The 25,542-nt window shown below is 61.7% G+C and carries 27 protein-coding genes; 16 read left to right on the top strand and 11 right to left on the bottom strand.

Annotation, left to right across the window (positions count from 1 at the left end; genetic code table 11):
* Window positions 1-98: 98 nt before the first annotated feature.
* The 8 genes from CO667_RS20195 to CO667_RS20230 form a co-directional block, all read right to left on the bottom strand.
* Complete coding sequence (locus CO667_RS20195) at window positions 99-290, bottom strand: hypothetical protein (protein WP_097620044.1); 192 nt, start codon at window positions 288-290, stop codon at window positions 99-101.
* Between the two features lie 89 nt (window positions 291-379).
* Window positions 380-1,294 (bottom strand): polyphosphate kinase 2, encoded by a 915-nt coding sequence (gene ppk2, locus CO667_RS20200; protein ID WP_097620045.1) that lies wholly within the window; start codon window positions 1,292-1,294, stop codon window positions 380-382.
* 141 nt (window positions 1,295-1,435) lie between these two features.
* Entirely contained in the window at window positions 1,436-3,088 is a 1,653-nt protein-coding gene (locus tag CO667_RS20205; protein ID WP_097620046.1) for a GMC family oxidoreductase, read from the bottom strand.
* A gap of 84 nt (window positions 3,089-3,172) precedes the next feature.
* Window positions 3,173-4,255, bottom strand: coding sequence for an ABC transporter ATP-binding protein (locus tag CO667_RS20210; RefSeq protein ID WP_097620047.1), 1,083 nt, complete (start codon window positions 4,253-4,255; stop codon window positions 3,173-3,175).
* A 7-nt stretch (window positions 4,256-4,262) separates the two neighbouring features.
* Window positions 4,263-5,147 carry a carbohydrate ABC transporter permease gene (locus CO667_RS20215; RefSeq protein ID WP_097620048.1) on the bottom strand — a complete coding sequence of 295 codons (885 nt, stop codon included), beginning with the start codon at window positions 5,145-5,147 and terminating at the stop codon, window positions 4,263-4,265.
* Window positions 5,147-6,034, bottom strand: coding sequence for a sugar ABC transporter permease (locus CO667_RS20220; protein WP_097620049.1), 888 nt, complete (start codon window positions 6,032-6,034; stop codon window positions 5,147-5,149). The genes CO667_RS20215 and CO667_RS20220 overlap by 1 nt, the downstream gene beginning before the upstream one ends.
* A 102-nt stretch (window positions 6,035-6,136) precedes the next feature.
* Complete coding sequence (locus CO667_RS20225; RefSeq protein WP_097620050.1) at window positions 6,137-7,369, bottom strand: ABC transporter substrate-binding protein; 1,233 nt, start codon at window positions 7,367-7,369, stop codon at window positions 6,137-6,139.
* A gap of 58 nt (window positions 7,370-7,427) precedes the next feature.
* Entirely contained in the window at window positions 7,428-8,381 is a 954-nt protein-coding gene (locus CO667_RS20230) for a sugar phosphate isomerase/epimerase (RefSeq protein ID WP_097620051.1), read from the bottom strand.
* Between the two features lie 221 nt (window positions 8,382-8,602).
* Between CO667_RS20230 and CO667_RS20235 the strand changes: the two genes are divergently transcribed.
* Entirely contained in the window at window positions 8,603-9,673 is a 1,071-nt protein-coding gene (locus CO667_RS20235; protein ID WP_097620052.1) for a LacI family DNA-binding transcriptional regulator, read from the top strand.
* Between the two features lie 89 nt (window positions 9,674-9,762).
* Here CO667_RS20235 and CO667_RS20240 read toward each other — a convergent pair whose 3' ends face one another.
* Window positions 9,763-10,185 carry a type II toxin-antitoxin system VapC family toxin gene (locus tag CO667_RS20240; protein WP_097620053.1) on the bottom strand — a complete coding sequence of 141 codons (423 nt, stop codon included), beginning with the start codon at window positions 10,183-10,185 and terminating at the stop codon, window positions 9,763-9,765.
* On the bottom strand, window positions 10,182-10,436 hold the full coding sequence (locus CO667_RS20245; protein ID WP_097620054.1) for a type II toxin-antitoxin system Phd/YefM family antitoxin: 255 nt from the start codon (window positions 10,434-10,436) through the stop codon (window positions 10,182-10,184). Before CO667_RS20245 ends, CO667_RS20240 begins: the two co-directional genes overlap by 4 nt.
* 386 nt (window positions 10,437-10,822) lie before the next feature.
* Between CO667_RS20245 and CO667_RS20250 the strand changes: the two genes are divergently transcribed.
* From CO667_RS20250 to CO667_RS20300, 11 genes are all read left to right on the top strand, one after another.
* Complete coding sequence (locus CO667_RS20250) at window positions 10,823-12,697, top strand: adenylate/guanylate cyclase domain-containing protein (protein WP_097620055.1); 1,875 nt, start codon at window positions 10,823-10,825, stop codon at window positions 12,695-12,697.
* 116 nt (window positions 12,698-12,813) lie between these two features.
* A complete protein-coding gene (locus CO667_RS20255; protein WP_097620056.1) occupies window positions 12,814-14,145 on the top strand; it encodes a hypothetical protein in 1,332 nt (443 codons plus the stop codon).
* Window positions 14,146-14,153: 8 nt separating this feature from the next.
* Window positions 14,154-14,756, top strand: coding sequence for a hypothetical protein (locus CO667_RS20260; protein WP_097620057.1), 603 nt, complete (start codon window positions 14,154-14,156; stop codon window positions 14,754-14,756).
* A gap of 33 nt (window positions 14,757-14,789) precedes the next feature.
* Window positions 14,790-15,128 (top strand): hypothetical protein, encoded by a 339-nt coding sequence (locus CO667_RS20265; RefSeq protein WP_097620058.1) that lies wholly within the window; start codon window positions 14,790-14,792, stop codon window positions 15,126-15,128.
* Between the two features lie 262 nt (window positions 15,129-15,390).
* The gene (locus CO667_RS20270; RefSeq protein WP_097620059.1) at window positions 15,391-15,822 is read left to right on the top strand and encodes an acetyl-CoA carboxylase biotin carboxyl carrier protein subunit; all 432 of its coding nucleotides are present in this window, start codon (window positions 15,391-15,393) and stop codon (window positions 15,820-15,822) included.
* A complete protein-coding gene (locus CO667_RS20275) occupies window positions 15,822-17,216 on the top strand; it encodes an acetyl-CoA carboxylase biotin carboxylase subunit (protein ID WP_097620060.1) in 1,395 nt (464 codons plus the stop codon). Before CO667_RS20270 ends, CO667_RS20275 begins: the two co-directional genes overlap by 1 nt.
* Entirely contained in the window at window positions 17,213-17,638 is a 426-nt protein-coding gene (locus tag CO667_RS20280; protein WP_097620061.1) for an acetyl-CoA carboxylase, read from the top strand. Before CO667_RS20275 ends, CO667_RS20280 begins: the two co-directional genes overlap by 4 nt.
* Window positions 17,635-18,342 carry a 5-oxoprolinase subunit PxpB gene (gene pxpB, locus CO667_RS20285; RefSeq protein ID WP_097620062.1) on the top strand — a complete coding sequence of 236 codons (708 nt, stop codon included), beginning with the start codon at window positions 17,635-17,637 and terminating at the stop codon, window positions 18,340-18,342. The genes CO667_RS20280 and pxpB overlap by 4 nt, the downstream gene beginning before the upstream one ends.
* Complete coding sequence (locus tag CO667_RS20290) at window positions 18,339-19,334, top strand: biotin-dependent carboxyltransferase family protein (RefSeq protein WP_097620063.1); 996 nt, start codon at window positions 18,339-18,341, stop codon at window positions 19,332-19,334. The genes pxpB and CO667_RS20290 overlap by 4 nt, the downstream gene beginning before the upstream one ends.
* Before the next feature lie 21 nt (window positions 19,335-19,355).
* Entirely contained in the window at window positions 19,356-20,123 is a 768-nt protein-coding gene (locus tag CO667_RS20295; protein WP_097620064.1) for a 5-oxoprolinase subunit PxpA, read from the top strand.
* A 61-nt stretch (window positions 20,124-20,184) separates the two neighbouring features.
* On the top strand, window positions 20,185-21,387 hold the full coding sequence (locus CO667_RS20300) for a pyridoxal phosphate-dependent aminotransferase (RefSeq protein ID WP_097620192.1): 1,203 nt from the start codon (window positions 20,185-20,187) through the stop codon (window positions 21,385-21,387).
* 12 nt (window positions 21,388-21,399) lie between these two features.
* Here the strand turns inward: CO667_RS20300 and nac are convergent, their stop codons facing one another.
* Window positions 21,400-22,305, bottom strand: coding sequence for a nitrogen assimilation transcriptional regulator NAC (gene nac / locus CO667_RS20305; RefSeq protein ID WP_097620193.1), 906 nt, complete (start codon window positions 22,303-22,305; stop codon window positions 21,400-21,402).
* A 231-nt stretch (window positions 22,306-22,536) separates the two neighbouring features.
* Here nac and CO667_RS20310 point away from each other — a divergent pair, with 231 nt between their 5' ends.
* Genes CO667_RS20310 through CO667_RS20325 form a run of 4 tightly spaced genes read left to right on the top strand, consistent with a single transcriptional unit; the run spans window position 22,537 to window position 25,530 of the window.
* Complete coding sequence (locus CO667_RS20310; protein ID WP_097620065.1) at window positions 22,537-23,310, top strand: SDR family oxidoreductase; 774 nt, start codon at window positions 22,537-22,539, stop codon at window positions 23,308-23,310.
* Window positions 23,307-24,014 carry an amino acid ABC transporter permease gene (locus CO667_RS20315; protein WP_097620066.1) on the top strand — a complete coding sequence of 236 codons (708 nt, stop codon included), beginning with the start codon at window positions 23,307-23,309 and terminating at the stop codon, window positions 24,012-24,014. The genes CO667_RS20310 and CO667_RS20315 overlap by 4 nt, the downstream gene beginning before the upstream one ends.
* Window positions 24,011-24,769: an amino acid ABC transporter permease gene (locus tag CO667_RS20320; protein ID WP_097620067.1), complete on the top strand. Its 759-nt coding sequence runs from the start codon at window positions 24,011-24,013 to the stop codon at window positions 24,767-24,769. The genes CO667_RS20315 and CO667_RS20320 overlap by 4 nt, the downstream gene beginning before the upstream one ends.
* The gene (locus tag CO667_RS20325) at window positions 24,766-25,530 is read left to right on the top strand and encodes an amino acid ABC transporter ATP-binding protein (protein ID WP_097620068.1); all 765 of its coding nucleotides are present in this window, start codon (window positions 24,766-24,768) and stop codon (window positions 25,528-25,530) included. The genes CO667_RS20320 and CO667_RS20325 overlap by 4 nt, the downstream gene beginning before the upstream one ends.
* Window positions 25,531-25,542 lie beyond the last annotated feature (12 nt).

Raw genomic sequence — 25,542 nt, forward strand, 5'->3', positions numbered from 1 at the left:
CTGAGTGATTTCATGCTGGTTGGAATTGACCATACGACCGGGAATCGTGCCTCACGGCCGTTGAAAACGTCAAAGGCTTTTCAAGTCGGACGATAGCATCAGGATGGCTTCCTTGTGAGAAGCTCATAGGCCGCGAAGGCCACTGACATCGCCAGAAAAACCACGAGTGCCAACGGATAATTGGCACTCGTATTCGGATCGACAAGCTTGGGTATGCCGATGACCGTGCCGGCCGCCAGAACTGCCGACAGCGCGACCTCCCGAACGATCAATTTCGAAAAGCTCGTCATGACCGACCTCCTGTCGCCTCAGTGGGAATCTCAAAGCGAAGCTAGAGCCCGCTGGGGAATGGTCCAGAGGGCTGGCCAAGGCCGCGCTTTCAATAGCGCTCCGGCACGTGCATTTCAGGCGGAACCGGCGCCCTGTTGTAATCGGCATGACGGATACGGTCCGGCAGCTCGATCTCCGGCTTCGGAACATCCTCGTACGGAATCTGCTCAAGAAGATGGGCGATGCAATTCAGCCGCGCCCGCTTCTTGTCCACCGCCTGTACCACCCACCAAGGCGCTTCCTTGGTGTGCGTGCGCGCCAGCATTTCTTCCTTGGCCTTGGTATATTCCTCCCAATGGACACGGCTTTCCATATCCATCGGTGAAAGCTTCCATTGCTTCAGCGGATCGTGGATGCGCATCTTGAAGCGGAATTCCTGTTCCTCGTCGGTGATCGAAAACCAGTATTTGATCAGCACGATTCCGGAACGGACCAGCATGCGCTCGAATTCAGGCACCGAGCGGAAGAACTCCTCGAGTTCATCAGGGGTGCAGAACCCCATCACGCGCTCGACGCCGGCGCGGTTGTACCAGCTTCGGTCGAAGAGCACCATTTCGCCGGCTGTGGGAAGATGCGGCACATAACGCTGGAAATACCATTGATGACGTTCCCGCTCGGTCGGGGCGGGCAGCGCGACGGTCCGACAGACGCGCGGATTGAGCCGCTGGGTCACGCGCTTGATCGCGCCGCCCTTGCCGGCCGAATCCCGGCCTTCGAACAGCACCACCACCTTCAGCTGCTTATGCTGAACCCAATCCTGCAGCCGCACCAACTCGTGCTGCAGCCGGAAAAGTTCGCGGAAGTAGATCTTTCGCTCGAGCGTCTGCTCGGCCGGTTCCGACATTCCTTCGGCGACCAGATCGTCCAGCCGGTCCTCTTCCATCTGCATTTCCAGCTCCTCATCGAAGCTGTCGGCGATTTCGGCCTTTATACGGTTGAGTTGGTCCTGATGTGATTGCGACATGGCCTTTTCCCTTTGCTTCTTTTGACAGGAGCATGTCAGTGCGAAGTTTGTGTGACGACCACTGATCGAAGACCAAAACGGCTACTCGCCTCTCTCGTTCCCCGCGCCCGGCGGAGCAGGCACCGCGCCGGATGAGCGCGCCTACAGCTGCCCTGCTCGATACTGCTGGACAAGATTCCGGCAGGCGCGGATCGTCAGGACCATGACGGTGAGCGTGGTGCCGGCGATGCCGCTGCCGGGGAAAGCGCTGGCGTCAGTGACGATGAGGTTCGGGGCATCCCAGACTTGGTTGTAGGGATTGAGCACCGATGCTTCCGGGCTTTCGCCCATGCGCGCGCCGCCCGTCTCGTGGATGGCCGCACCCATGCACATGGTCTTGCGGAACCATGTGCGGAACATGAAGCGGCTGAAGGCATCAGCGTCGGGGAAGGCGCCCTTGCCCATTTCCTTGAGGCCGGTGGGCGAGCCGATGAATTCAAGGTCGCCGCCGATCTCCCTGATCATCGCAATCAGCGTTTCTTCCTGCCTTCTGAGCAGCGTCTGCTCCTCCTCCTGCATCACGCAACGGATATGCGGCACCGGAATGTTCCACGCATCCCTGCGCCTGACATCGAGGGTGATGCGATTATCGGCATAGGGCAGCATGCGGCCGAAGCCGAAGAAGGCGAGACGCGCATCGGTGTCTCCGGAGACCGGCGCGCGGCCGACGCTGCCCTGGTAGTCGAAATCGCCGCGGGCGGCGTCGCCCGCGCCGAAGCGGGGAATGAAGATCCCGCCCGACGGATTGTAGAACGGATCGGTCGGCGCGGACTCGTCGACCGCCCAACCCTTTGCCTTCGAAAAGGAGCCGAAGGCGAGGCATGGAAGCTGGTCCATGAAATAGCGGCCGAGGGCGCCCGAGCTGTTGCCGAGCCCATCCGGATGTCTCGCCGACGCCGAATTCAGCAGCAGTCGCACGCTCTCGATCGGCGAGGCCGAAAGCACCACCGTCGCGGCACGCGCGGTCGATACCTCGCCCGTATTACGATCGATGAACTCGGCGCCGGTGGCGCGGCCGGTCTTGTCATCGGTGGTGATACGACGAACGACGGCGTCGTAGCGGACGGTCAGCCGGCCGCTGGCCTGAGCGTCTCGCAGCGGTCGCGGCATGCGGTCGGCGTCCGGCGCGATATAACGCCAGGAGACGACGTGCCTTTCCGGCCAGCGGCTTTCCACAGCCCGCTTGAAGACCTGTTCGGCGGGCGTCAGGCTTGCCGGTTTCGCATAGACACCGTCCGGCAGCGTCGGCGCGTTGTCCTTGTTGCCGTAGAGCTCGAGATAGGTCTCGACCTCGTCGTAGAAAGGCGTGAGTTCGTCATAGCAGACCGGCCAGTCCACACCCTTTCCCAGGCGCGAGCGGATCTTGAAATCGTCATCGGTCCAGCGCAGCAGCACCCGGCCGAAACTGTGGAGGCGCCCGCCGCCCTGGCGGCCGCGGATCCAGAGGAAGGGCTCACCCTTCGGCGTCGTATAGGGGTTCTTGCGGTCGTTGACGAAGAAATGGCTGAAGCGCTCGGTGAAAAACGCCGCCCGCGCCTGGATCGGCTGGCCCTTGATTGTGGCGCGGGCGCGCTCCCAGATATTGATGCTGCTTGCCGGCTCTTTCTTGCGCGCCGGATCGAAATCCCCAGGCCCGACGGCAGGGCCGGCCTCGAGCAGCAGCACCGACAGTCCCTGCGCCGTCAGTTCTTTGACCGCGAAGGAACCCGCCGCGCCGGAGCCGATCACCAGCGCATCATAGACGATCTCAGACATGTCTTTTCAAATCCTGTCCTGGGGCAATTCCTCAAGACCGCGCGAAGCGCGTGGGGAATTGCGGGAAAACAAAGGGATGGCGCCTCACAGCCGCGATCCGTCGGCGCCGAAGAGGGAGGCCTTGGCGATATCGAGCCCGGGAGCGACGGCATCGCCGGGCTCGAGGGTGACATCGCCCATCAGCCGGAGCGAGAGGCTCTGGTCCGCCCAGTCGAACCAGATAACGGCATCCGAACCCATCGGCTCGACGACGGAAACGCAGCCGGGAATGGTGGGCAGCTCCCTCGTGGCCCCATCGAGCACGAGGTGTTCCGGGCGAAAGCCGAGTGTCGCCGGTCCTTCCGCCGCGACCGCGCGGAAGGAATAGGCGGAAAGATCGATGGTCAGCCCGTTGCCCCGGAAAACCGGCGATCCGTCGCCGGGCTCGATCCGGCCCTCGATGAAATTCATCGCCGGAGCGCCGATGAAGCCGGCGACGAAGAGATTGGCCGGACGGCGGTAGATTTCGGCCGGCGAGGCGAGCTGCTGGATCACGCCGTCGCGCATGATGGCGATGCGGTCGGCTAGCGTCAGGGCCTCGACCTGGTCGTGGGTGACGTAGATCATCGTGTTGCCGAGGCGCTGATGCAGCTTCTTGATCTCGACGCGCAATTCGTTGCGCAGCTTGGCGTCGAGGTTCGACAGCGGCTCGTCGAACAGGAAGACATCGACTTCGCGCACCAGCGCCCGGCCGATGGCGACACGCTGGCGCTGGCCGCCCGACAGCGCGGCGGGGCGCCGGTCGAGCAGAGTGTCGAGATGAAGAAGGGCGGCGGTGCGGGCAACCCGCGCCTCGATCTCGGCCTTCGGCAGGCCGGCGACGCGAAGGCCGAAGGAGAGGTTCTTGCGGACCGACATGCGCGGATAGAGCGCATAGGACTGGAAGACCATGCCGATGCCGCGATCCTTCGGCTCCTCCCAGCTGACGTTCTTGTCGGAGATCCAGACTTCGCCCGATGTAATGTCCTGCAGGCCGGCAATGGCGTTCAAAAGCGTGGACTTGCCGCAGCCGGAAGGGCCGAGCAGCACCAGGAATTCGCGCGGTGCGATGTCGATCGACATCTTCTCGATCACCGTATGGTCGCCATAGGCGATCTTCAGGTCCTTGACGGAGACGGCAGATTGCATGGAAGCGTTACCCCTTGACTGCGCCGGCCGCGATACCGCGCACGAACCAGCGGCCGGACAGGAAATAGATGGCGAGCGGAACGATGGCGGTCAGGATCGTCGCCGCCATGTTCACGTTGTAGGTGCGCTCGCCCATCGTCGTGTTGACGATATTGTTGAGCTGCACGGTCATCGGCAGGTTGTCGCGCCCGGCAAAGACGAGACCGAGCAGGAAGTCGTTCCAGATGCCGGTGAATTGCAGCATCGAGACCACCACGACCATCGGCACGGCGATCGGCAGCATGATCTCGAAAAAGATGCGCCAGAAGCCCGCGCCGTCGACGCGTGCCGCCTTGCAGAGCTCCTCCGGCACGCTGACGAAATAGTTGCGGAAGAGCAGCGTCACCAGCGGCAGGCCGAAGATGACATGGACGAGGATGATGCCGGCCAGCGAATTGTAGAGATCGATATTCGCCATCGCCCGGACCATCGGATAGAGGAAGATCTGGTAAGGGATGAGGCCGCCGGCCATCAGCAGGCCGAAGAGCAGGTTTGCCCCGCGGGGCCGCCAAAGCGACAGCGCATAGCCGTTGACGGCGCCTGCGAAAACCGAGAGCGCGACCGAGGGAAGGGTGATCGCCACCGAATTCCAGAAGCCACTGCGAATGCCGACGCAGACGGTTCCCATGCAGGCGCCCGACCAGGCGGTCACCCAGGCGGAGAAATCGACCGTCGCCGGAAGGGCGAAGATCTGCCCCAGCCGGATTTCGTCCATGGACTTCAGCGAGGTGACGACCATGGTGTAGAGCGGCAGAAGAAAGAAAAGTGCGGCGACGACCAGGAAGGCATAGAGGCCGATGCGCCCGGCGGTGATCCGCGCCGGCTTCGGACCGTTCGGATGCCGGCGGGTCATCACGCAGCCCCCTTTGCTTTGCCACGCATGTGCATCGCATAGCGGAAGGGAGCGACGGCGACGATCACGCCGAGAACCAGCACCGTCGCGCCGGCCGTGGCAAGGCCGAGGTTCTGGCGCCCGAACAGATTGTCCATGATGAATTTCGCCGGCACCTCCGTCGCATTGCCGGGGCCGCCATTGGTCATGGCGACGACGATGTCATAGGTCTTGATTACGCCCATGGCGAGCAGCATGCCGGCCGCGGCCAGCGCCGGCCCGAGCTGCGGCAGGATGATCGAGACATAGATCCGCCAGACCGGAATACCGTCGATCCGCGCCGCCTTCCATTGCTCGGCTTCGATGCCGCGCATGCCGGCGAGCGCAATGACCATGACGAGCCCCGCGCCCTGCCACACGCCGGCAAGCACCAGGGCATAGATCGCCATGTCGCGATTGACCACCCAGTCGAGGACGAAGCTTTCCCAGCCGAGCGAACGCACGCTCGCCTGGATGCCGAGCGTCGGATTGAGCATCCATTGCCAGATCAGCCCGGTCACCACGAAGGACATGGCGTAGGGATAGAGGAATATGGTCCTGAAGGCGCTTTCGAAGCGGATCTTGCGGTCCAGCGCCGCCGCCAGCAGGAAGCCCAGCAGCAAACAGCCTGCGACGTATAGGACGCCGAAGATCAACACGTTTTGCAGCGAGGCCAGCCACTTGGCGGAAGAGAAGAGCTTCGAATATTGCGCCAAGCCGACATAGGTCGAGGACGGAAAAAGCGTGGAATTGGTGAAGGACAGGCGGATCGACCAGGCCATGGTGCCGATGAAGACCACGACCGCGACGAACCATGTCGGCAGTAGGGCGATGGTCGCGGAAAGATTGGGCTTGCGTTTGATGGACATCGGCCAACTCGTTGACGGAGTGGAAAGCAGGGCTCGGGTCGCCGCGTGAGGCGGCAGCCGGCAGCCGTGGCGTCGGATCAGCCCGACGCCACGGGCACGATCCTACTCGAAGATGGCGAAGAAGTTCTTGGCCGCAGCGCCTGCGTCGTCCGAGCCGCCGCTCCAGTATTCGTCGACGAAATCGTCGAGCGCGCCGACCTGCTGGGGCGTCAGCACGATCGCCTGGTCCGGCACGATGGCGCCGGCACTCAGCAGTTCGGCGCCTTTCTGGGCGCAGACATCCAGTTTCGACTTGTCGACGTCGGAGCGCATCGGAACCGAGCCCTTCTTGAGGGCGAATTCGACCTGGACTGTCGGGTCCATGACGACTTCGGCGAGCAGTTTCTGCGCCTTGTCGGTTGCAGCATTGCCGGTTTTGGGGAACCAGAGGGAGTCGGCGATATAGACCATGCCCTTCGATTCCGGCGCGATCATGCAGCCGTAGTCCTTGCCCGGCACCTTGCCCGCGACAGTGAACTCGCCTTTTGCCCAGTCGCCCATGAACTGCACGCCGGCCTTGGCGGTGATCAGCATGGCGGTCGCGTCGTTCCAATTGCGGCCGGCAGCGCCGGCATCGACATAGCCGCGCAGCTTGCCGAGGATAGCGAGCGTCTTCTTCACGCCCTCGACGGATGCCTCGCTCTTATCCTTGTCGGCATAGATCTTCAGGAAGCCGTCGATCCCAACCTGCGAGAGCAGGATCATGTTGAAGACCTTGGTCTGCTGCCAGGGCTGACCGCCCCAGGCGACCGGGACGACGCCTGCAGCCTTCAGCTTGTCGAGATCGGCGAAGAACTCGTCCCAGGTCTTGGGTTCCTGCGAAATACCGGCCTTGTCAAAGGCCTCCTTGGAATAGAAGACCCAGCTTTCGCCATGGGCGCCGGTGGGCGCCAGATAGACCTTGCCGTCAAAGGAGATGAGATCATGGATCGATTTCGGCAGGGCGTCGGCCCATTTGCCCGCGGCGGCCACGTCGTCGATCGGATTGAACAGGCCCTGGCTGACGAAATCGGCGGCGGCGAGGCCGATGACACCCTGCTTGGCGCCGGGCGCGTCACCGGCGACGATACGGTTCTGGAAGGCGGCATCGGCCGCGCCGAAACCGGCGATCGAGGAATCCTTCCAGACGCCGCCGCGCTTTTCGAACTCGGTCTTGATGACGTTGAGGGCGGCTGCTTCGCCGCCCGACGTCCAGGACGACATGATCTCGATCGTCGGCTTGTCTTCGGCATGCGCCGAGGTCAGGAGACCGGCGAGTGCCACGCCGCCAAGAAAAAGCTTCATCATGGTCTTCATAGTTCCACCTCTTGAAAATGCCCTCTTGGCGGGGCGTTTGTTGTCGTCGGAATTGTTGTCAGCGATAGATCGGCAGGAGCGCCTGCCGGACGAGCGTGAGCCCGTTGGCGATGTCGCGGACGGGATCCGGCGCGGCATCGAGTTCGAGGATCGCCCAGCCTTCATAGGCCCGGTCGCGCAGCAGCCGGATCCAGGCCGGCCAATCGACCCGCCCGAGGCCGAAGCCGCAGAAATAGGGCTGGTGGCGTTCATGGATGTGCTTGTCGATCGGCGTGTCGGCAGGCATCGGACCGATCGCATCCTTCCAGTGGGCGATGATCATCCGCTCGTGATGGCGATCGACGAGCTGGATGGGATCGGAACCGGCAACGATGATATGGGCCGTGTCCGGGCACATATGCACATAGGCCGGATCGGTCAGAAGCATCATCAGGTCGACATCGCGCGCGGCGGCAAAGATCGAGTGCGCCTCGGTGTGCAGCGCCAGCCGCACGCCCTTGGCATAGAGGGTCGCGCCGAGCCGGCTGAGGAAATCGGCGATCACCTTGGCGCGGTCGAAATCATGGAACTGCGCCGGCTGGGCGCCGAGCGTCTGGCGCAACGGCGCGCCGATCACCATGATGTCGCTGCCGCAGGCTTTCAGGAAGTCGGCATAGCGCTCCGCCTTGTCGATCAGTGCGCGCTGCGCCTCGGGCTCGGCGAAATCGCCGGCTGCCTCCAGCTCCGCGAAGAAGCCGCTGCACAGTGTCAGGCCGCGCCTGGCCAGTTCGGCGGCGAAGGCGTCGATGGAACCATAGGTCTTGATGGCGTCCTGCCAGTTGAAGGGAGAGAAGGTCAGCTCGACGCCGGTAACGCCCGAGGCCTGGACGCTGTCGAGGATCTTGTCCCAGAAGGCGCGCGGCTCGGTGCGGGCGTAGTCGACGATCGCATCGTGGCTGTCGACGCCCCAGAAGCCGGGATGGAAGAATGTCACAAGATCGACGCCGAAGCGCAGCCTGTCGCCGGTAGCCATAACCTATCCATTTCTCGAGGCATGACCTACCTGCGTGCAGAAGGAGAGTTCCGCATCCAATAAGCCATGGATTTCAACGCATTAAGAAATGGCAATCGTTTGCCATGGCTAGATAATAGCCAAGCCGATTTTTTAAGCAAGCGGTTTTTGGCAAACGTTTGCTATAAATCGCCGCCTGTCCTAGAGTTGCAAATCGAAGCATCCGGGAGAGTGAAATAAACATGAATAAAAACAAGGATGTGGTCGGAGAGGAGCCATCGGGTGCGTTGATGGCCGACGTTGCGCGGCTCGCCGGTGTGGCGATATCGACGGTCAGCCGGGCGCTCGCCAATCCCGGGCGGGTCAACGAGAAGACGCGCACCAAGATCAATGCCGCGGCCAGACAACTCGGCTATACCCCGAACGCCATGGCGCGCGGCCTCAGGGTCGGCAAATCCAACATCATCATGATCATCCTGCCGGGATCGCTCTATTACGGCGTCTCCCAGATCATTCCGCAGGTGCTGCAGAGCATCAACAAGTCGCTGATCCAGGGCGGCTATAATCTGATGATCGCCAACCTCGATCGCGACGAGATTTCCGAACGGCACATTCTCGACCTCGCCTTCGGCGGCAGCGTGCGCGGCGCCATCATCCTGTCGTCGAAGCTTCCGGAGGTGGACGGGCGCTCGCTGGCGGGTTCCGGGCTGCCGATCGTGTCGATGCTGCTCGACATGAGCGATGCGGGCCTGCAGAGCGTCGTTACCAACGACCGCGAGGCGGTGCGTCACGTCACGGCCGAACTGATCCGGCTGGGCCATCGGCGGTTCTTCTATCTGGCCGGACCCGAAGGCAATTATCACGATGTCGAACGTTATGCCGGCGTGCTCGAAGCGCTCGAGGCGGCCGGATTGTCGGAGGCGCTGGTGCGCCGCTCGGGCGGTGAACTCGGCTATCAGCGTGGCTTCGACATCGGCGTTCAGGCGGCAGACGATTTCGTACAGCTGACCGAGAAGCCGACGGCAGTCATCGCCACCAGCGATGACATGGCCATCTCATTTGTCAGTTGCATCCAGCGGAGAGGCTTGCGTATTCCCGATGACCTGTCCGTTGTCTCCTTCGACGGCTCGCCGGTCTGCGAATTCAGCTCGCCGCCGCTCTCGACGATCGAGCAGCCGGTGGAAGAGATGGGACGCGCGGCGGTCGATCTTCTGCTCGACGCCATCGACCAGCGGCAAAAAGCGGCGGAGGTCCGCACTGTCATCCGCAGCAGGCTTATCCTGCGGGAGAGCGTCGCCGCTCCGAAGCGCTGACGATGATGGAGCGCCCGCGCATCCCATCGAGAAACGCCGACGCCATCAATGGATGCTGTACCTTGCACCCATTTAAGGCCCCACATTGCTTAACCCTGCCAAGGATCGATGATGACGACACCGATGCCATGGAAATCTCTCACGTTTCGCGTGACCACGGTAAGATTGTGAACGAGTGCGGTAGCGGCAATCAACGCATCTGCCTCGTTGCGCCGGTCGGGGATATGCAGATGCGCGCAGCGCGTTGCGATGGCATCATCGATCGGCAGTATTCGCCCGGCGAACTGCGGACGCACGTGGTCATCAAGCCATGTACGCAGGCGTGAACCTTGCCGGGCATCTCGTCGTTGGACAGCAAGCACGCCCCGTTCCAATTCGAGAATGGTGATTGCAGAGAGATAGAAGTCCGAAGCGTTTGCCGTTTCGATCCATGCCACGACTTCCGGATCAGCCTTACCGTCACCGATCTTGCGCAATTCGGAAATGACATTCGTATCCAGCAGATAGATCAAGACAGGTCAACTTCGCGGCTTTTGATCTCGACCCGCGGCGGCATGAAATCGATTTCCGACAGGCCCGACATGGAAAGCCCATCGACCAGGCTTTGGCGCCTGCCGGAAAGACGCTCAAATTCCTCATATGTCAGAAGGACATGGGAAGGCTTGCCGCGGTCAGTGATGATGACCGGCCCTTTTCTGGCAGCTTTCTTCGCATTGCTGACGTCGTGATTGAGTTCACGGCTGGAAAGTGTGGTAATGGTCATGGCGCGCTCCATGTAGGTATTTACCTACATATAGCACTGCTAATGCCGAGAACAAGCGCTATGCACGGTTCATGGACAGGCGCCAGAGCTTGTGGCAGCGCGATGCGCTCCAACTGGAGGCGCTCAACGCCTGGAATGAATTTAAGGCGATGGCACCGGCTGAGGTCGGAAAATGGCCTTCGAGTCGCCGAACTGACGACGAGTTGTCCGCACCGGAATCCCACGTGGGGCCTTCTCCCTGCCGCATTCCGCGACCTTGAGCGGCTCCGGAAATTCTTACGGCCGAGACGGAGATTTTAGTTGTCAGTAGTATAATCGTCCGGCAACATTACTGACCGGCTTCTAGAATTGAATAGTATTGCCACCAGCACGTTGGGGAGACGGGCATGTGTGCAGAACTTGTTGAACGTCGACTGGCGGCTATTCTGGCTGCCGATGTAGTGGGCTACAGTCGTCTCCTGGAAGCCAACGAAGAGGAGACGCTTAACGCTCTTCGTCAGCATCGCCGCGAGCTCTTCGATCCCGCTGTCGCGACCCATGGCGGGCATATAATCAAGCTGATGGGCGACGGTTTCCTGGTCGAGTTCGGGAGCGTGCTCAGTGCTGCACGATGCGCAGTCGAAATCCAGCGCGGCATGCTGGAGCGCAACATGGGGATTCCAGCGGACAGGCACTTTGCGTTCCGAATAGGCTTGAATCTGGGCGATATCGTCTTCGATGCGGATGACTTTCATGGGGACGGCATTAATGTGGCGGTCCGGCTGCAAGCGCTTGCAGCCCCCGGCGGCATTGCCTGTTCGGCGGCAGTGCGCCACGAAGTCGCAAACAAGCTCGGTCTCGATTTCGCAGATCAGGGCGCCATGAACGTCAAGAACATTTCCCGTCCGGTCCATGTCTATTTTGCCGATTGGGGCAATGTCGCCTCCAGCGAGGAGGTTCCGCTTGCCGCAGGTGTCCACACACGGGCACCCGTCAACAAGCCATCCGTTGCCATCCTGCCATTCGCCAATATCAGCAACGATCCCGAGCAGGATTTTTTCAGCGACGGCATCACTGAAGATCTCATCACCGACCTATCGAATGTTTCAGGCCTATTCGTGCTGAGCCGCAACACCGTCTTCACCTGGAAAGGCCGGAACGACAACCTGCAGCGCATCGCCGGAGAACTCGGCGTTGCCTATATCGTGGAAGGCAGCGTCCGCAAGGCAGGCAATCATCTAAGGATCAATGCGGAATTGATCGAAGCAGCCAGCGACGGCCATGTCTGGGCCGCGCGTTACGACCGCGACCTCACCGACATCTTCGAAGTGCAAGACGAGATCGTCAAGGCGATCGTCGAGCAGCTTAAGGTCAAGCTGCTTCCGGAGGAGAAGAAGGCTATCGAGCAGGCGCCGACAGGAAGCGTTGAAGCCTACACACATTTCCTCAGGGGGCGCGAATACTACCATATTGCCTCGCGCTCGAACCATCTGATGGCCAGGCAGAGTTTCGCCAGAGCCATCGAATTGGATCCGGGCTATGCCCGCGCCTATGCCGGCATCGCGGTTTGCGATGCGCGTCTGCGGTCTCAGTTCGGCGCGGAAATTCCCGTGGAGGCCATTCTCGCGAACACGGCGACGGCGCTCGTTATCGATCCCAATCTGGCGGAGGCACATGCGGCCAAGGGGTTTGCGTTGGCGGTGGCCGGCAATCGCGCTGAGGCGGTTTCTGCATTCGAGCAGGCTTTGTCGCTCGACGCCAATTGCCACGAGGCGAACCGCTACTATGCCGAATTTTGCGTCACCGACGGTCAGTTCGAACTGGCGGCTACGCACTTTCAGCGCGCAATGGAGATCAAGCCTGCCGACTACGGTGCGCCGATCATGCTCGTGAACGTCTTTCGTTCACTCGGGCAAATGGACAAGGCCAGCAGCTATGCCAGGATCGCGTTGAAAAGGGCGGAGGAAGAACTGCGGCTCCATCCGGAAAATGCCAATGTCGCCTGCCTGGGAGCGACGGCGCTGGCCTTTCTCGGTGTCCGCGACATGGCGCTGGAATGGTTGGCGCGCTCCCTTGCGACGGATCCCGATGATATAAACATCCAGTACAATGCCGCCTGCACCTATGCACTGCTTGGCGAGATTGACCGGGCGATAGACTTGCTTGAAGTCTGGATGCCTCAAGTCGGCATCGAGATGCGGCTGTGGTTCAAAAACGATTCCGACCTCGATTCCCTTCGCAGTCACCCGCGCTATTCGAGATTGGTTGAGCCGCCTGAATAATGCCCCGTACATTTGGCAGGCCGGCCCTAATACTATTTTATTACTTGCTAAAATTCTCGCGAGCGCCGAAGGTCAACTTAAACTGGCAATCATAAAAGTCTTTTGAGGGGAAGCGGATGGGCGCCCGGTTCAGACTTTTTGTGCAGCCTCCATTTGAAGACGCTCGGTCCAGTCCCGAGATCGTTGAAGTATCATCTCGGTTGGGCACCCTGACAGCTGGCCCGGCCGACGATCGCATGTTTGTCGTGGAGCCGGTCGGCAAGACGGGTCCTTACGGTGTGAACCGCGGGCCGCTCGGAACGCCGTATATGTCCCTTCCGCCCTGGACCGGAAGAATCCTCGAGCCGGCCAACCCCGATAGGCGCGGCAATTTCGACTATCTCCGACCTTCGATGCCTGGTTTCCAAGCCGCACATGTCTTCGGCTGCGTACGGTTCACACTCGATGTGTGGGAGCGCTATCTGGGCCAGCCCCTTACATGGCATTTTCGCGATCACTATGACCGTTTGGAAATCTCCATTTTGCCGCAGTGGGACAATGCCCAGTACGGCTATGGCTTCCTTGAAGTCGGCAGCCAATTCGAGAAAGATGGACGCATCCTTCCCTTCAGCGTGGATTTCGACGTTATCGCCCATGAGGTGGGGCACGCGATCATCTTCAGCGTCCTCGGCGTACCGCGCCCGGGAACCGAGTATCCGGAATATCTCGGCTTCCAGGAGTCCTTCTCAGATTGCGTGTCGCTGATCGCGGCCATGCATTTTCCGTCGGTGATCGACAATGTTCTCGAGGAGACGGGCGGCAATCTCTACCGGGCAAATCGCCTGGCGCGCTTTTCGGAATTTTCGCCGCATCGCCAGATTCGTTCGGCAAACAACAAACGGACGATGACCGAGTTCGCGCGTGGCTGGAAGGACGAACACGAACTCTCGCAACCGCTCACCGGTGCGATATTCGATATGCTCGTCGATATCTTCCACGAGAGCCTGGTGGCGCGAGGCCTTATCTCGCGGGCCGTCGAAGATCTCTCCGATATTGCCGAGTTCGATCCGGCTGCCGAGGCACCCGTGCAGCAAGCTTTCGACCGCGCTATCGCGCGGAACCCGGATGGTTTTGTCGAAGCGCTGCTCGACGCACGCGATATCGTCGGGACGTATCTGGCGGAAACCTTGTGGGCGCTTGCCCCCGACTTTCTGGACTACGGCGACGTCGCGGAAACGATTCTTGCAGTTGATCGGAAGGAAAGCGGCGGCCAATTCGCGGGGATCATCACTGGAAATTTCAGGCAGCGGGCGATCGGCGAGTTGCATGCCGGCGCACCCCTTAAAGGCGGCGAGCATCGCAGCCATGCCCACTCTGCGCGGATCCTGCTGCCGAGAGATCGTCTGAGGCTTCCGAAGATGAGCTATCGCGAGAAAGTTTTGCTGTCGAGATCAGGCATCGGTCACTAACCAGATAGATGGAGGCAGACGTGGCAGACAACGAAACCTTGTTAGGGGTATCTGCAGTGTATCTTTTCGGGCGTGAGCTGAGTGACCTTCTCCTGAGAGGCGACGTTTATCAGCCGCTGATCGGAAATCCATTGGGCGCGAACAGTTTTCTAAGGGGCCAGCTCAGCGCGAACGACGCGACCCTCGCGCGAATCTACGCTTTCTCTTTCGAGGGAACTTTCGTTGAACTGAGCCCGCCCGCTATCTTCGTTGTCCACGGCAGCGGCCTGAATCCCGACGATCCCCCTCCGCGGAACGTCGATGGCGATATTGAATACGACAGATTGTCTCGGTCCCCAGGTTCGAGTGCACGAACGGGCCTCGGCTCCCAAATCGGAGCTCTCGCCAGGGATATGAAGGTCTGGATCTATGACAAGGACGATATCTCGATGAGGCTTGATGCCCAAACGGGAAGCCTTGAGCAAATCTTGCTCTCGGCCGAGGCCTCGGCTGATCCTCGCGGAATGGCGAGCGGCGGATTATCCAGATCAGGCGGTGCCTTGTCCCGCTCCGGCGGCGTGATGTCGAGATCAGGCGGATTCGTTCCCCGCAGATCGGGCGACGGTGATTGATTTTACGGATAGGGATGGACCCGGGAGGCTGACATGCCCGCGAAAACTACTCTCGAAATTATGCGTTTGGACCCCAAGCCTGTGCAAGCTCCGTTGCGCACACGAACGCCGTTTACACTCATAGGCCACGGCTTTGGTGAGGGGATGGATGTATATGTATCGACGAAGCAGGACGGCAGCGATAAAGTTGACGTCGAAGTACTTCCAGATGACTCTGCTACGAGCACGGACAAGGTATGGCCAGTCATCGCCATACCGGCGCTTGGCGCCAAGCCTACCGAAACCACCAAAAAGCCACCCGACCCACCCTTGTGGGTTGTGATAAAACTGAATGGCCAGAAGAGCGCCATACAAGGATTCTTGATCGTCTGATTCTTGAGAGATCACCTCAATTCGAGGCGATGGTCTACGAATTGGCCAGCCACCGTCTTCGCAGTCTGTCTGTCGCGCCGTCCAATGGATGCGACCGACAGACAGACTTGCGAGAGGCATGTCCCCATAGGGCGCGGATTGCACTCCATCAAAACTTCGTCTGACCCCATCAGCCCGCGCGTCGTGCTACGAAAAATCACGACACCGAGCGACTTGGAATATCAGGTCTGCGCGGTGGAATTTTGAAATTCCGAGCACGCACATGGACCTCTCGAAGATCAAGACGCTGATCGACTTTGTCGGACGATCGAACATTACCGAGCTGACCGTGACCGAAAAGGACGTGACGGTGCGGATTTTCCGCACCTCGCCGGGAGAGGCAGCTGTTGCCGAGCCCTCGCCAAAACCGGAATCGACGACAAGCCCTGTCACCGATGCGCCTTCGAACCTCGAGAAAACCGCCCATGCGGTGAAGGCGCCCGTCTTCGGCGTGCTGCACAAGGCACCGGCGCCCGGCGAACCGCCATTCGTCGCGATCGGTGACGCGGTGGAGGAGGGGCAGACCCTCTTCATCATCGAGGCAATGAAGGTCTTCAACACGATCGCCGCGCCGCGGTCCGGGCGCATCACGCACCTGACCCATATCGACAATGGCGAGGTCGAGACCGGCGACCTGCTGGCGGAGATCGCCTGATGCCGGAAACGCCAGAACATTCCGCTGCCGCAGGGCGCCGTTTCGATACCGTCCTCATCGCCAATCGCGGTGAGATCGCCGCCCGGATTCAGCGCGCCTGCCGCGAACTCGGCCTGAAGACGGTTGCCATCTGCTCCGAGGCGGACAGGCAAGCGCCCTATATCAAGACCGCAGACAGTTTTCTCTGCATCGGTCCGTCGACTGCGGGTAAGAGCTATCTCAATCAGGATGCCGTTCTTCTCGCCGCCCGCCTGACGAGCGCGGGCGCCATCCATCCCGGTTACGGTTTTCTGTCGGAAAACGCCGCATTCGCCGGCGCCGTTGAAAAGGCCGGGCTGGTCTTCATCGGTCCGACGGCGTCATCGATCGCGACCATGGGCGACAAGATCGCGGCAAAGCGGGCGATGATGGCGGCCGGCGTCCCCTGCGTTCCCGGCCCCGACAGCGCGCTGCCCGACGACCCGGCCGCAATCGAGCGCATCGCGCGGGAGATCGGCTATCCCGTCATCGTCAAGGCGTCAGGCGGCGGTGGCGGGCGCGGCATGCGCGTCGTGCTAGAGGCCGGCCAGTTGCATGAAGCGATCGCGCTGACACGGGAAGAGGCGCGCAAGGCTTTCGGCTCGCCCTCGCTCTACATGGAGAAATTCCTAGAGCATCCGCGCCATATCGAGATCCAGGTTATTTGCGACGACCACGGCAATGCCGTGTGGCTTGGCCACCGGGATTGCTCGATGCAGCGCCGCCATCAGAAAGTGGTGGAAGAGGCGCCGGCGCCGGGGATCGCGCCTGAGATCATCGAGCCGGTCGGCATGGCCTGCGTCGAGGCCTGCCGCCAGAACGGCTACCGCGGCGTCGGCACCTTCGAATTCCTCTATGAGGACGGCGCCTTCTATTTCATCGAAATGAACACGCGGCTTCAGGTCGAGCATCCCGTCACCGAGCTGACGAGCGGGGTCGATATCGTCCAGGCGCAGATAAAGGCCGCCCAGGGTGACGTTCTGAACCTCATCCAAAGCGAGGTGACATGCGAAGGCCATTCTTTCGAATGCCGCATCAATGCCGAGGATCCCGACACCTTCCTGCCGTCGGCAGGTGTCGTCACCCATCTGGCTTTGCCGCAGGGGCCGGGCATCCGCGTCGATACGCATATTCATCCCGGTTACAGGGTCTCGCCCTATTACGATTCGCTGATCGCCAAGCTGATCGTCCACGCGCCGACACGGGCGAAAGCGATGGCCAGAATGTGCGAGGCGCTTGCCGGCACCGAGATCGAGGGCATCGCCACCAACATCCCCTTCCTGCGCGCCCTGTTCGAGGACCATGCCTTCGCGCGCGGCCAGACCAACATCCACTATCTCGAGCAATGGCTGAAGCTGCGGAGGGCGGCGGCATGAGCGCGATCGATTTCAGCGATCCCACAACCATCGCGTTCCTCACCGACGCGCTGACGGCTGCCGGAGTGGAGGGCCTCGAGATCTCCCGGCCGGACGGGCAGCTTCGCATCGTCGTTTCAGGGGAGGGCGGCGCCCGGATCGGCGCGCACGAAGCCGCAACCCGCGCTCCAGGCCCAGCACCTGTCGTCGTGAAGGCGCCGGTGGCCGGACATTTCTGCGCCGAACATCCGGCCGTCCCGGCCGTATCTGGAAATCTGCCGCGCTCCGTATCCGATGCCGATATCCTCGGCTTCGTCAGGGTAGGGCATGTGCTGCTCCCCCTTCGCGCCGGCCGTTCGGGTGTTTTGACCAGGCTGCTCGCCGAGCCCGGCGCCCTGGTCGGCTTCGGCGACCCTCTGTTCGAAATCAAGCTGCCATCATGATCGCCACGACGAACAGACATGCCTCGCAACGTGAAATCGTTCCGGCCACCCAAAGCGGGGCGCGGGTTTCCGCGATCGGCGCCAGATCCTTCCTGCTCGAGGCGCCAGGCGATTTCGATCTCATCGCGCAACGGCGGATCTGGGCTCTCTCTCAGACCGTGAAAGGCTGGACGGAGCTTGCGGAAAACATTCCGGGAATGACCAACCTGCTGGTGATCTTCAAGGAGACGCCCGAAGATCCCGATGCGGTGGTCGCCCGGCTGCTGGAGGCGTGGGAGAACGCCCAGAGCATCGATCTCAACGGCAAGACCATCGAGATCCCTGTCCATTACGGTGGCGAACATGCGACCGATCTTCCGGCCCTTTGCGATCTCTCGGGGCTCAGCGATCGCGAGGTCGTCCGCATCCATCATGAAGCCACCTATCGTGTCTTCGCCTTGGGCAGCGCGCCGGGTTTCGGCTATCTGCATGGCCTCGATCCGCGCATCTACATGCCGCGAAAGACCGTGCCGTCGCTGAAGATGCCGAAGGGCTGCGTAACCATCGGCGGCATGCAGACCGGCGTCGCCATGCTGACCGGCCCCAACGGCTGGAATTCCATCGGCTTCGCATCACTGCAGATGTTCGACCCAACTTCGCCGACCCCCGCGCTGATGGCGCCGGGCGATACGGTGCGGTTCCTGCCGGCAAGGATCGAACTATGATCGAGATTTGGGAAAGCGGCCCTTTCAACACGGTGCAGGATCTGGGGCGCCCCGGCTATCGCGACATCGGCGTATCGGCGAGCGGCGCCATGGATCCGCTTGCCGTCAGGATCGGCAATATTCTCGTCGGCAATGACGAGAATGCGGCGGTGATCGAGGTGCAGACCTTTCCGTTCAGGCTGCGTTTCGATCGGCGCACCGTCTTTGCCGTGACCGGCGCCGACGGCCATGTCAGTCTCGACGGATCGGAACTCATTCCCTGGTGCGCCTATACGGCGGAGCCCGGACAGGTTCTTGAGCTGCAGCAGCCCCCAAAGCTCGCGCGGGCCTATATTTCGGTCGGCGGCGGGCTGGATATTCCCGTGGTCATGGGGTCGCGCAGCACGTCGCTGCGCGGCGGCTTCGGCGGCAATGCCGGCCGGCCTCTGGCGAAGGGCGATCGGATCGCGGTCGGCGAGGACTTGGAGATGGCCATGCTGCCGGCCACGGGCCTCGCCGTCGTCGAGCCGGCCGTGGCACTGCGCGAGGTCTTCCCGGCGCCTGTCGACGGCGCCTTGCCGATCCGCGCCCTGCCGGCCGGCGAGCACGATCTTTTTGCCGGAGATGGCGAAGCCTTCTGGGGCCAGACTTGGAGGATTTCCTCGCGAAGCGACCGCACCGGCTACCGTCTGTCCGGCGAACCGATCACGCCGACCGCATCGATCGAGATGCGCTCCCACGGCGTCGTGCCCGGCGTCATCCAGGTTCCGCCCGGCGGCGAGCCGATCGTACAGATGAGCGATGCAAACACTGCCGGCGGCTATCCGAAGATTGCCGGCGTGATCGAGTGCGATCTCTGGCGGCTCGGGCAGGCCCGCATCGGCACCCGCCTGAAATTCGTTCGCTCGACGCATGCGGAGGCACGCAGGGTTGAACAGGCTGTCGCCCGCTATGTCGAAGATGTCAGGCAGACATCCGGGATGGTCAAACGCGCCCTGAAGGCGATGGCTTAAGGCCGTCAAAAGGAGGAACTGATGAAGATCGATCTGAATTCCGATATGGGCGAAGGATTTGGTCCCTACCGGCTGTGCGACGATGAAGCGATGATGAAAATTGTCTCGTCGGCCAATATCGCCTGCGGTTTCCACGGCGGCGACCCGGATACGATGGGGCGCATGGTGCGGTTGGCGAAACAGTATGGCGTCGGCATCGGCGCCCATCCCGGCCTGCCCGACCGGCTGGGCTTCGGCCGGCGGGAAATGCCGTTTCCGGCGGACGAGCTTCGCCAGCAGATGCTCTATCAGCTCGGCGCGTTGATGGCGATCGCCAGCGCCGAGCGGGTCACCGTCTCGCATATCAGCTTCCATGCGGCCATGGGCAATATGGTCAACCGTGATCCCGTCCTTGCCCACCTGATGATGGATGCGATCGCCGCCGTCGACGCCAATCTTGTCGTCTTCGTCACGTCGGGCAGCGAGATCCAGCGGGCGGCCAAACGCGCGCGCTTGAAGACGCTGGCGCTTTTCCTTGCGGACCGGGCCTATGACGCCGAGGGCAGACTTGTCGCCCGCGGGCTCGCAGGCGCCCTCATCAAGGATGAAGCCGCAGTGCGCGCACGCGTACGACAATTCCTCCGCGAAGGAACCGTCACGACGATCGATGGCGCCGTGATCGCCATGCCGGCGCGTTCCATTCTCGTCCACAGTGACACACCCGGCGCGCTGGAGCTTGCCGGCATCGTGCGCGGCGAAATCGAAGCCACGGGTGCTGCGCTCGCGCCTGCCGCCGAACTCGCCGACTGACATTATCCCGATCGCCCGAGGGCGGTCTCTCGTTCCCATCTCTCATCGAAGGACCATGTCGATGTCCGTGATCGCAGACCGCCTGAAAAACGTCTCCATATCCGCATCCGCCGCCATGACCCAGCGCGCCCGGGAACTGGCCGCCAAAGGCATCAAGGTCGTCAGCCTTTCCTCAGGCGAGCCGGATTTCCCCACGCCGGCGCATGCGATCGAAGCGGCCCATGCGGCAGCTCTTGCCGGCGATACGAAATATCCGCCGATGGACGGGACGCCGGCACTGAAGGCCGCGATCATCAAAAAATTCAAGCGCGACAACAATCTCGACTACGATGCCAGCCAGATTGTCGTGTCCGGCGGCGGCAAGCAGGTGATCTTCAATGCGATGCTGGCAACCTGCAATCCGGGCGACGAGGTCGTCATTCCCACGCCCTCCTGGGTTAGCTATGCCGACATCGTCAAATTCGCCGGCGGCGTTCCGGTTCCGGTCCCCTGCCACGAGCAGGCCGGCTTCAAACTGCGCGCCGAGGATCTGGAGGCGGCGATCACGCCGCGCACCAAATGGCTCTTTCTGAATTTCCCGAACAATCCGACGGGGGCAGCCTGCTCTCGGGCAGAGATGGCCGCCATCGCCGAGGTCATGCTGCGTCATCCCAATGTCTGGATCATGACCGACGACATCTACGAGCACCTTGTTTATGACGACTTCCAGTTCTGCACGATCGCCGAAGTCGAACCGAGATTGTACGATCGCGTCCTGACGATGAACGGCGTCTCCAAGGCCTATGCCATGACCGGCTGGCGGCTCGGTTTTTGCGCCGGGCCGAAAGACCTGATCTCGGCCGTCAGCAACGTCAACGGCCAGAATGGCGGCGGCATCGCCACACTGACCCAGGCGGCGGCGACCGCGGCCCTCGACGGGCCGCAGGATCTCTTGAAGGAGCGTGCGGCGATCTACAGGGAAAGACGCGATTTCGTCCTCGACAAATTGTCGGAGGTGGAAGGGCTGCGCTGCCATCGGCCCGAAGGCGCTTTTTATATCTATCCCAATATATCGGGGCTGATCGGCAAGACCAGCAAGGGCGGGCGCAAGATCGAGACCGATGTCGATTTCGTCATGGCGCTCGTCGACGAGCATCATGTCGCGACCGTGCAAGGCGCCGCTTACGGAATGAGCCCCTTCTTCCGTATTTCCTACGCAACAAGCATGGAAAAACTCGGCGAAGGCTGCGCGCGCATCGCTGAGTTTTGCAAGAATATGCGCTGAAGGGGCGACGCCTCAGTCTTTCAGCCGCGCCGTCAACTCGAGAAGGATGTCGCGAACGGCAAGGGCCGGTTCCGACAGGGGGTTCTGGTCGGAAACGCACAGCGACAGGGTTTCCTCGATCCGCGGCGAGACGAGCCGGCAGATCAGCGGCTCGCTCGATTCCGAGACGATGCGATCGGCGATGGCTTTCGGCATGATGGTCGCGCCGAGACCGCTGCCGACCGCCCGGGCCAGCGTCCGGACGATTTCGACTTCCGCCACGACCTTCAAATTGGTGCGGGTGCGGGTGAAGGCGGTATCGACCGCGCGGCGGACGAAATTATAGGCCGGCGGCAATAGCAGCGGTATTCCGTCAAGCGCGTTGACGGACACGGGTTTCGCATCCGCTTCGATGGCAAAGTCGCGATGGGCGACCAGGAAAAACTCTTCGCTGAGGATCGGTTCGAACCGCACGCCCTTGATCGGCCCGGTGCCATGCAGAAGCGCCATCTCCAGCCGGCCGTTCATGATCATCTGGCTATAGGTCTGGCCGACGCTTTCGGTCAGATGCAGCAGGATGCCGGGATGCCGTTTGCGGGTTTCCGCCAGGAGGTCGACCGAGAGGGTCGCCGCGCTGCTGAACGGCACGAGGCCGACGGATACGCGCCCGGCCAGCGAATTGCCGGCTGCCGATGCATCCGCTTGTGCCTGCTCCATCTGCCGGAGGATAATCTGTGCATGGCGATATACCGCGTGTCCGGCATCCGTCATGCTGACGCCCTGCTGGCTGCGGATCAGCAGCTTATGGCCGAAATGCTCCTCCAGCGCTGCAAGCTGCTGGCTGAGGGCCGGCTGGGCGATATGCAAAAGATCCGCCGCTCGCGTGATGCTGCCGCTGTCGACGATCACGATGAAAGATTTGAGGCGTCTGATGTCCATGGGGATCGGGGTACCATTCTGATCTGCGAATGCCATGTTTGCAGACGCGCATTGCTTTTGCAACGCGAGGCGGTCTGAGACGAGGCTGCGAGAGAATGCCGGCATCGCCGCTTTCTCGTCTTCTACAGGCGCACCCGCTCCATAACCGTTGCTTATTGCTCCAGAGATAATCGGTCTTAGGCAAGGGGTTAAAGCTTCGCTACTGTCTCAATCAACAACAAGGGAACGACAATGCCATTCTCCGACTACAAGACCGCACTGGTGACCGGCGCCTCCTCCGGGATCGGCGCAGCCGTGGTTGAGCGGCTTCGTCGGGAGAACATCGAAGTCCATGCCGTTGCCCGCAGCGCCGAAGCGCTGCAGCAGCTGGCAGAGCGTACGGGCTGCATCGCCCACGCTATCGATGTGACCGATCGACCGGCCATGGCCGAGCTCGCGCGTCGGGTGGAATTCGACATTCTCGTCAACAATGCCGGCGTCGATCGGCCGAAGAAGTTCCTGGAAGCCGACGAGGGCGATATCGATCTCATCGTCGACGTCAATCTCCGGGCGGTCCTGCATCTCTGCCGTCTGGTCGTGCCGGGCATGGTGGCGCGAGACCGCGGCCACGTCATCAACATCTCGTCGATCGCCGGCGCCTATAATTTCGGCGGCAACTCATCCTATCACGCCACCAAGGCAGGCGTGAGCATGCTGTCCAACCAGCTGCGCATCGACGCTTTCGGCAAGCGGGTGCGCGTCACGGAAATCTGCCCCGGCCGGGTCGCCACGGACATTTTCAATCACGTCCACGGCAATGATCCCAGCATTCGGGAACGGTTCATCGACGGTTTCGAACTGCCGCAGGCCACCGATATCGCCGACGCGATCGCCTTCGCCATATCGGCTCCCGTCGCCGTCAACATCGGCCATATGGAGATCACCCCGACACTGCAGGTCATGGGCGGCCTGCAGACCGCAAGACCGCAGCCGAAGACAGATCCATCCGGGGAGCCAACTCCGTGAGCGGTTTCGACCTTTCGGCAATCCTGGGAAATCCCGAATATGCCGCCATGCTGCTGCATGGCATCGAGATGACCTTCATCATCTATGCCGGGTCCTGGTCGCTGGCGATGGCGCTCGCACTTCTGCTGCTGTGTGTCCGCCTGTCGCCCTTTCGCTTCGGCGATCCGTTGGTCGCCGCTTACGTATCCTACCACCGTAACGTCCCGACGCTGGTTCAGCTCATGCTGTGGTATTTCGGGATTTTCACCCTGATGCCGAACGGGGTCGCGACATGGCTCGCGAGCCATAATGCCGAGGCGATCTTCGCAGTGATCGGGCTCGGGCTCTGCCAGGCAGCCTATTTCAGCGAAGATCTTCGTTCGGGCGTGCGCTCGGTCGGTCCCGGCCAGATGCAGGCGGCCCGTGCGCTGGGCCATGGCTACGTCTCGGCGATGCGTTTCGTCATCATGCCGCAGGGCGTGCGCAACGCGCTGCCGCCGCTCATCAATCACAGCGTCTCCCTGTTCAAGAACAGCAGTCTCGCCGTCGTCATCGGCGCGTCGGAACTGACGCATGCCGTCAAGGAAGTCGAAAACCTCAGCTTCCGCACCTTCGAGATCTACCTGATCGGCACGGTTCTCTACCTCTTCTTCTCGCTCGTGATCATGAGCATCGGCGCCTATCTGTCGATGCGCGCAGATCCTGCCCGGAGTGCGCGCGCATGATCCAGGACATGATCGCCATCGTCCGCGACTACTGGCTGCTGCTCTTGATCGGCCAATATCCGAACGGACCGCTCGGCGGGCTCGCCAATACGCTGATCCTTTCGGCGCTCAGCATCACTCTCGCTTTTCCGGCCAGCATCCTCTTCGCGCTGGCGCGGCTCTCCAAATCGCCGCTGCTGCGCTGGCCTGTCACGGCACTTGTCTATTTCACCAGGGGCGTGCCGCTCTTGATGCTCATCCTGTGGAGCTATTTCCTGGTTCCGCTCTTGACCGGCGCCGACGTGCCGAGCTTCGTCACCATGCTGACGACGCTGGTGGTCTATCAGAGCGCGTTTCTCAGCGAAGTCGTCCGTGCGGGCATCGTGGCACTCGGACCGGGCCAGATGGATGCGGCGCGGGCGCTCGGCCACGGTTATCTCGGCGCGATGCGCTTCATCATCCTGCCGCAGGCGCTCTACAACATGATCCCGAGCATCCTCTCCACCTTCGTCTCGACGATCAAGGACACGACGCTCGGCTATGTGATCAACGTGCCGGACCTGACCTTTGCGGCAAGCCAGGTCAACAACCAGCTCCTGACGCAGCCCTTCCAGGTCTTCCTCATCCTGGCGATCGTCTACTTCGCCATCTGCTGGACGCTGACCTACTTCGCAAATCGCCTCGAGCGCAGCATCACGCGGCGGCGCGCAGGACTTTCCGGCCTTCCTGCCGCCTCGGTGGTCACGCCGTCGAAAATCGTATCGGAGCAGCTATGACAATGTCGGTTTCAGCACGGGAATCACAGACGATCCGGCTTTCGCAGGTCTGCAAGAGCTATGGCGACTATCCGGTCCTGAAGGACATCGATGCGCAGGTGGCGCGCGGCGAGGTCGTGGTCATCTGCGGCCCGTCCGGCTCGGGAAAGTCGACGCTGATCCGCACGATCAATCGCCTCGAGGAGATCAATAGCGGGTCGATCGCGCTCGACGGGCAAAACATTCATGCCGCCATGCGGGCTGGGGAACTCAACGCGATGCGCAGCCGGATCGGCTTCGTCTTCCAGAACTTCAACCTGTTTCCGCATCTTTCGGTCGCCGAGAACGTATCGATGTCGCCGATCCGGGTGAAGGGCGTGGCGCCCGATGTCGCGCATGAAAAGGCCCTCAAGCTCCTCGATCGGGTCGGCCTCGCCGACAAGGCCCGAGCCTATCCCGGTCAGCTGTCGGGCGGCCAGCAGCAGCGCGTGGCAATCGCCCGCGCCCTTGCCATGGAACCGCCGGTGATGCTGTTCGACGAACCGACCAGCGCGCTCGATCCCGAGATGGTCGGCGAAGTGCTGGCCGTCATGAAGAGCCTGGCGTCCGAAGGCATGACCATGCTCTGCGTCACCCACGAAATGGGTTTTGCCCGCGACGTCGCGGATCGGATCTGGTTCATCGATGCCGGCCAGATCATCGAAATGGCGACCCCCGAGGAATTCTTCAGCAATCCGCGCCATCCCCGGGCTCAGCGTTTCCTCGCTGATCTCCGGCACTGATACCAACCACCA

Origin of the sequence: Rhizobium sp. L43, assembly GCF_002531725.1 — a bacterium.
Taxonomy (GTDB): Bacteria; Pseudomonadota; Alphaproteobacteria; order Rhizobiales; family Rhizobiaceae; genus Rhizobium.

Excerpts from the sequence above, each read along its gene's own strand:
- CO667_RS20195 (WP_097620044.1), bottom strand. The coding sequence starts at position 290 with ATGACGAGCTTTTCGAAATTGATCGTTCGGGAGGTCGCGCTGTCGGCA.
- ppk2 (WP_097620045.1), bottom strand. The coding sequence starts at position 1,294 with ATGTCGCAATCACATCAGGACCAACTCAACCGTATAAAGGCCGAAATC.
- CO667_RS20205 (WP_097620046.1), bottom strand. The coding sequence starts at position 3,088 with ATGTCTGAGATCGTCTATGATGCGCTGGTGATCGGCTCCGGCGCGGCG.
- CO667_RS20210 (WP_097620047.1), bottom strand. The coding sequence starts at position 4,255 with ATGCAATCTGCCGTCTCCGTCAAGGACCTGAAGATCGCCTATGGCGAC.
- CO667_RS20215 (WP_097620048.1), bottom strand. The coding sequence starts at position 5,147 with ATGACCCGCCGGCATCCGAACGGTCCGAAGCCGGCGCGGATCACCGCC.
- CO667_RS20220 (WP_097620049.1), bottom strand. The coding sequence starts at position 6,034 with ATGTCCATCAAACGCAAGCCCAATCTTTCCGCGACCATCGCCCTACTG.
- CO667_RS20225 (WP_097620050.1), bottom strand. The coding sequence starts at position 7,369 with ATGAAGACCATGATGAAGCTTTTTCTTGGCGGCGTGGCACTCGCCGGT.
- CO667_RS20230 (WP_097620051.1), bottom strand. The coding sequence starts at position 8,381 with ATGGCTACCGGCGACAGGCTGCGCTTCGGCGTCGATCTTGTGACATTC.
- CO667_RS20235 (WP_097620052.1), top strand. The coding sequence starts at position 8,603 with ATGAATAAAAACAAGGATGTGGTCGGAGAGGAGCCATCGGGTGCGTTG.
- CO667_RS20245 (WP_097620054.1), bottom strand. The coding sequence starts at position 10,436 with ATGACCATTACCACACTTTCCAGCCGTGAACTCAATCACGACGTCAGC.
- CO667_RS20250 (WP_097620055.1), top strand. The coding sequence starts at position 10,823 with ATGTGTGCAGAACTTGTTGAACGTCGACTGGCGGCTATTCTGGCTGCC.
- CO667_RS20255 (WP_097620056.1), top strand. The coding sequence starts at position 12,814 with ATGGGCGCCCGGTTCAGACTTTTTGTGCAGCCTCCATTTGAAGACGCT.
- CO667_RS20260 (WP_097620057.1), top strand. The coding sequence starts at position 14,154 with ATGGAGGCAGACGTGGCAGACAACGAAACCTTGTTAGGGGTATCTGCA.
- CO667_RS20265 (WP_097620058.1), top strand. The coding sequence starts at position 14,790 with ATGCCCGCGAAAACTACTCTCGAAATTATGCGTTTGGACCCCAAGCCT.
- CO667_RS20270 (WP_097620059.1), top strand. The coding sequence starts at position 15,391 with ATGGACCTCTCGAAGATCAAGACGCTGATCGACTTTGTCGGACGATCG.
- CO667_RS20275 (WP_097620060.1), top strand. The coding sequence starts at position 15,822 with ATGCCGGAAACGCCAGAACATTCCGCTGCCGCAGGGCGCCGTTTCGAT.
- CO667_RS20280 (WP_097620061.1), top strand. The coding sequence starts at position 17,213 with ATGAGCGCGATCGATTTCAGCGATCCCACAACCATCGCGTTCCTCACC.
- pxpB (WP_097620062.1), top strand. The coding sequence starts at position 17,635 with ATGATCGCCACGACGAACAGACATGCCTCGCAACGTGAAATCGTTCCG.
- CO667_RS20290 (WP_097620063.1), top strand. The coding sequence starts at position 18,339 with ATGATCGAGATTTGGGAAAGCGGCCCTTTCAACACGGTGCAGGATCTG.
- CO667_RS20295 (WP_097620064.1), top strand. The coding sequence starts at position 19,356 with ATGAAGATCGATCTGAATTCCGATATGGGCGAAGGATTTGGTCCCTAC.
- CO667_RS20300 (WP_097620192.1), top strand. The coding sequence starts at position 20,185 with ATGTCCGTGATCGCAGACCGCCTGAAAAACGTCTCCATATCCGCATCC.
- nac (WP_097620193.1), bottom strand. The coding sequence starts at position 22,305 with ATGGACATCAGACGCCTCAAATCTTTCATCGTGATCGTCGACAGCGGC.
- CO667_RS20310 (WP_097620065.1), top strand. The coding sequence starts at position 22,537 with ATGCCATTCTCCGACTACAAGACCGCACTGGTGACCGGCGCCTCCTCC.
- CO667_RS20320 (WP_097620067.1), top strand. The coding sequence starts at position 24,011 with ATGATCCAGGACATGATCGCCATCGTCCGCGACTACTGGCTGCTGCTC.
- CO667_RS20325 (WP_097620068.1), top strand. The coding sequence starts at position 24,766 with ATGACAATGTCGGTTTCAGCACGGGAATCACAGACGATCCGGCTTTCG.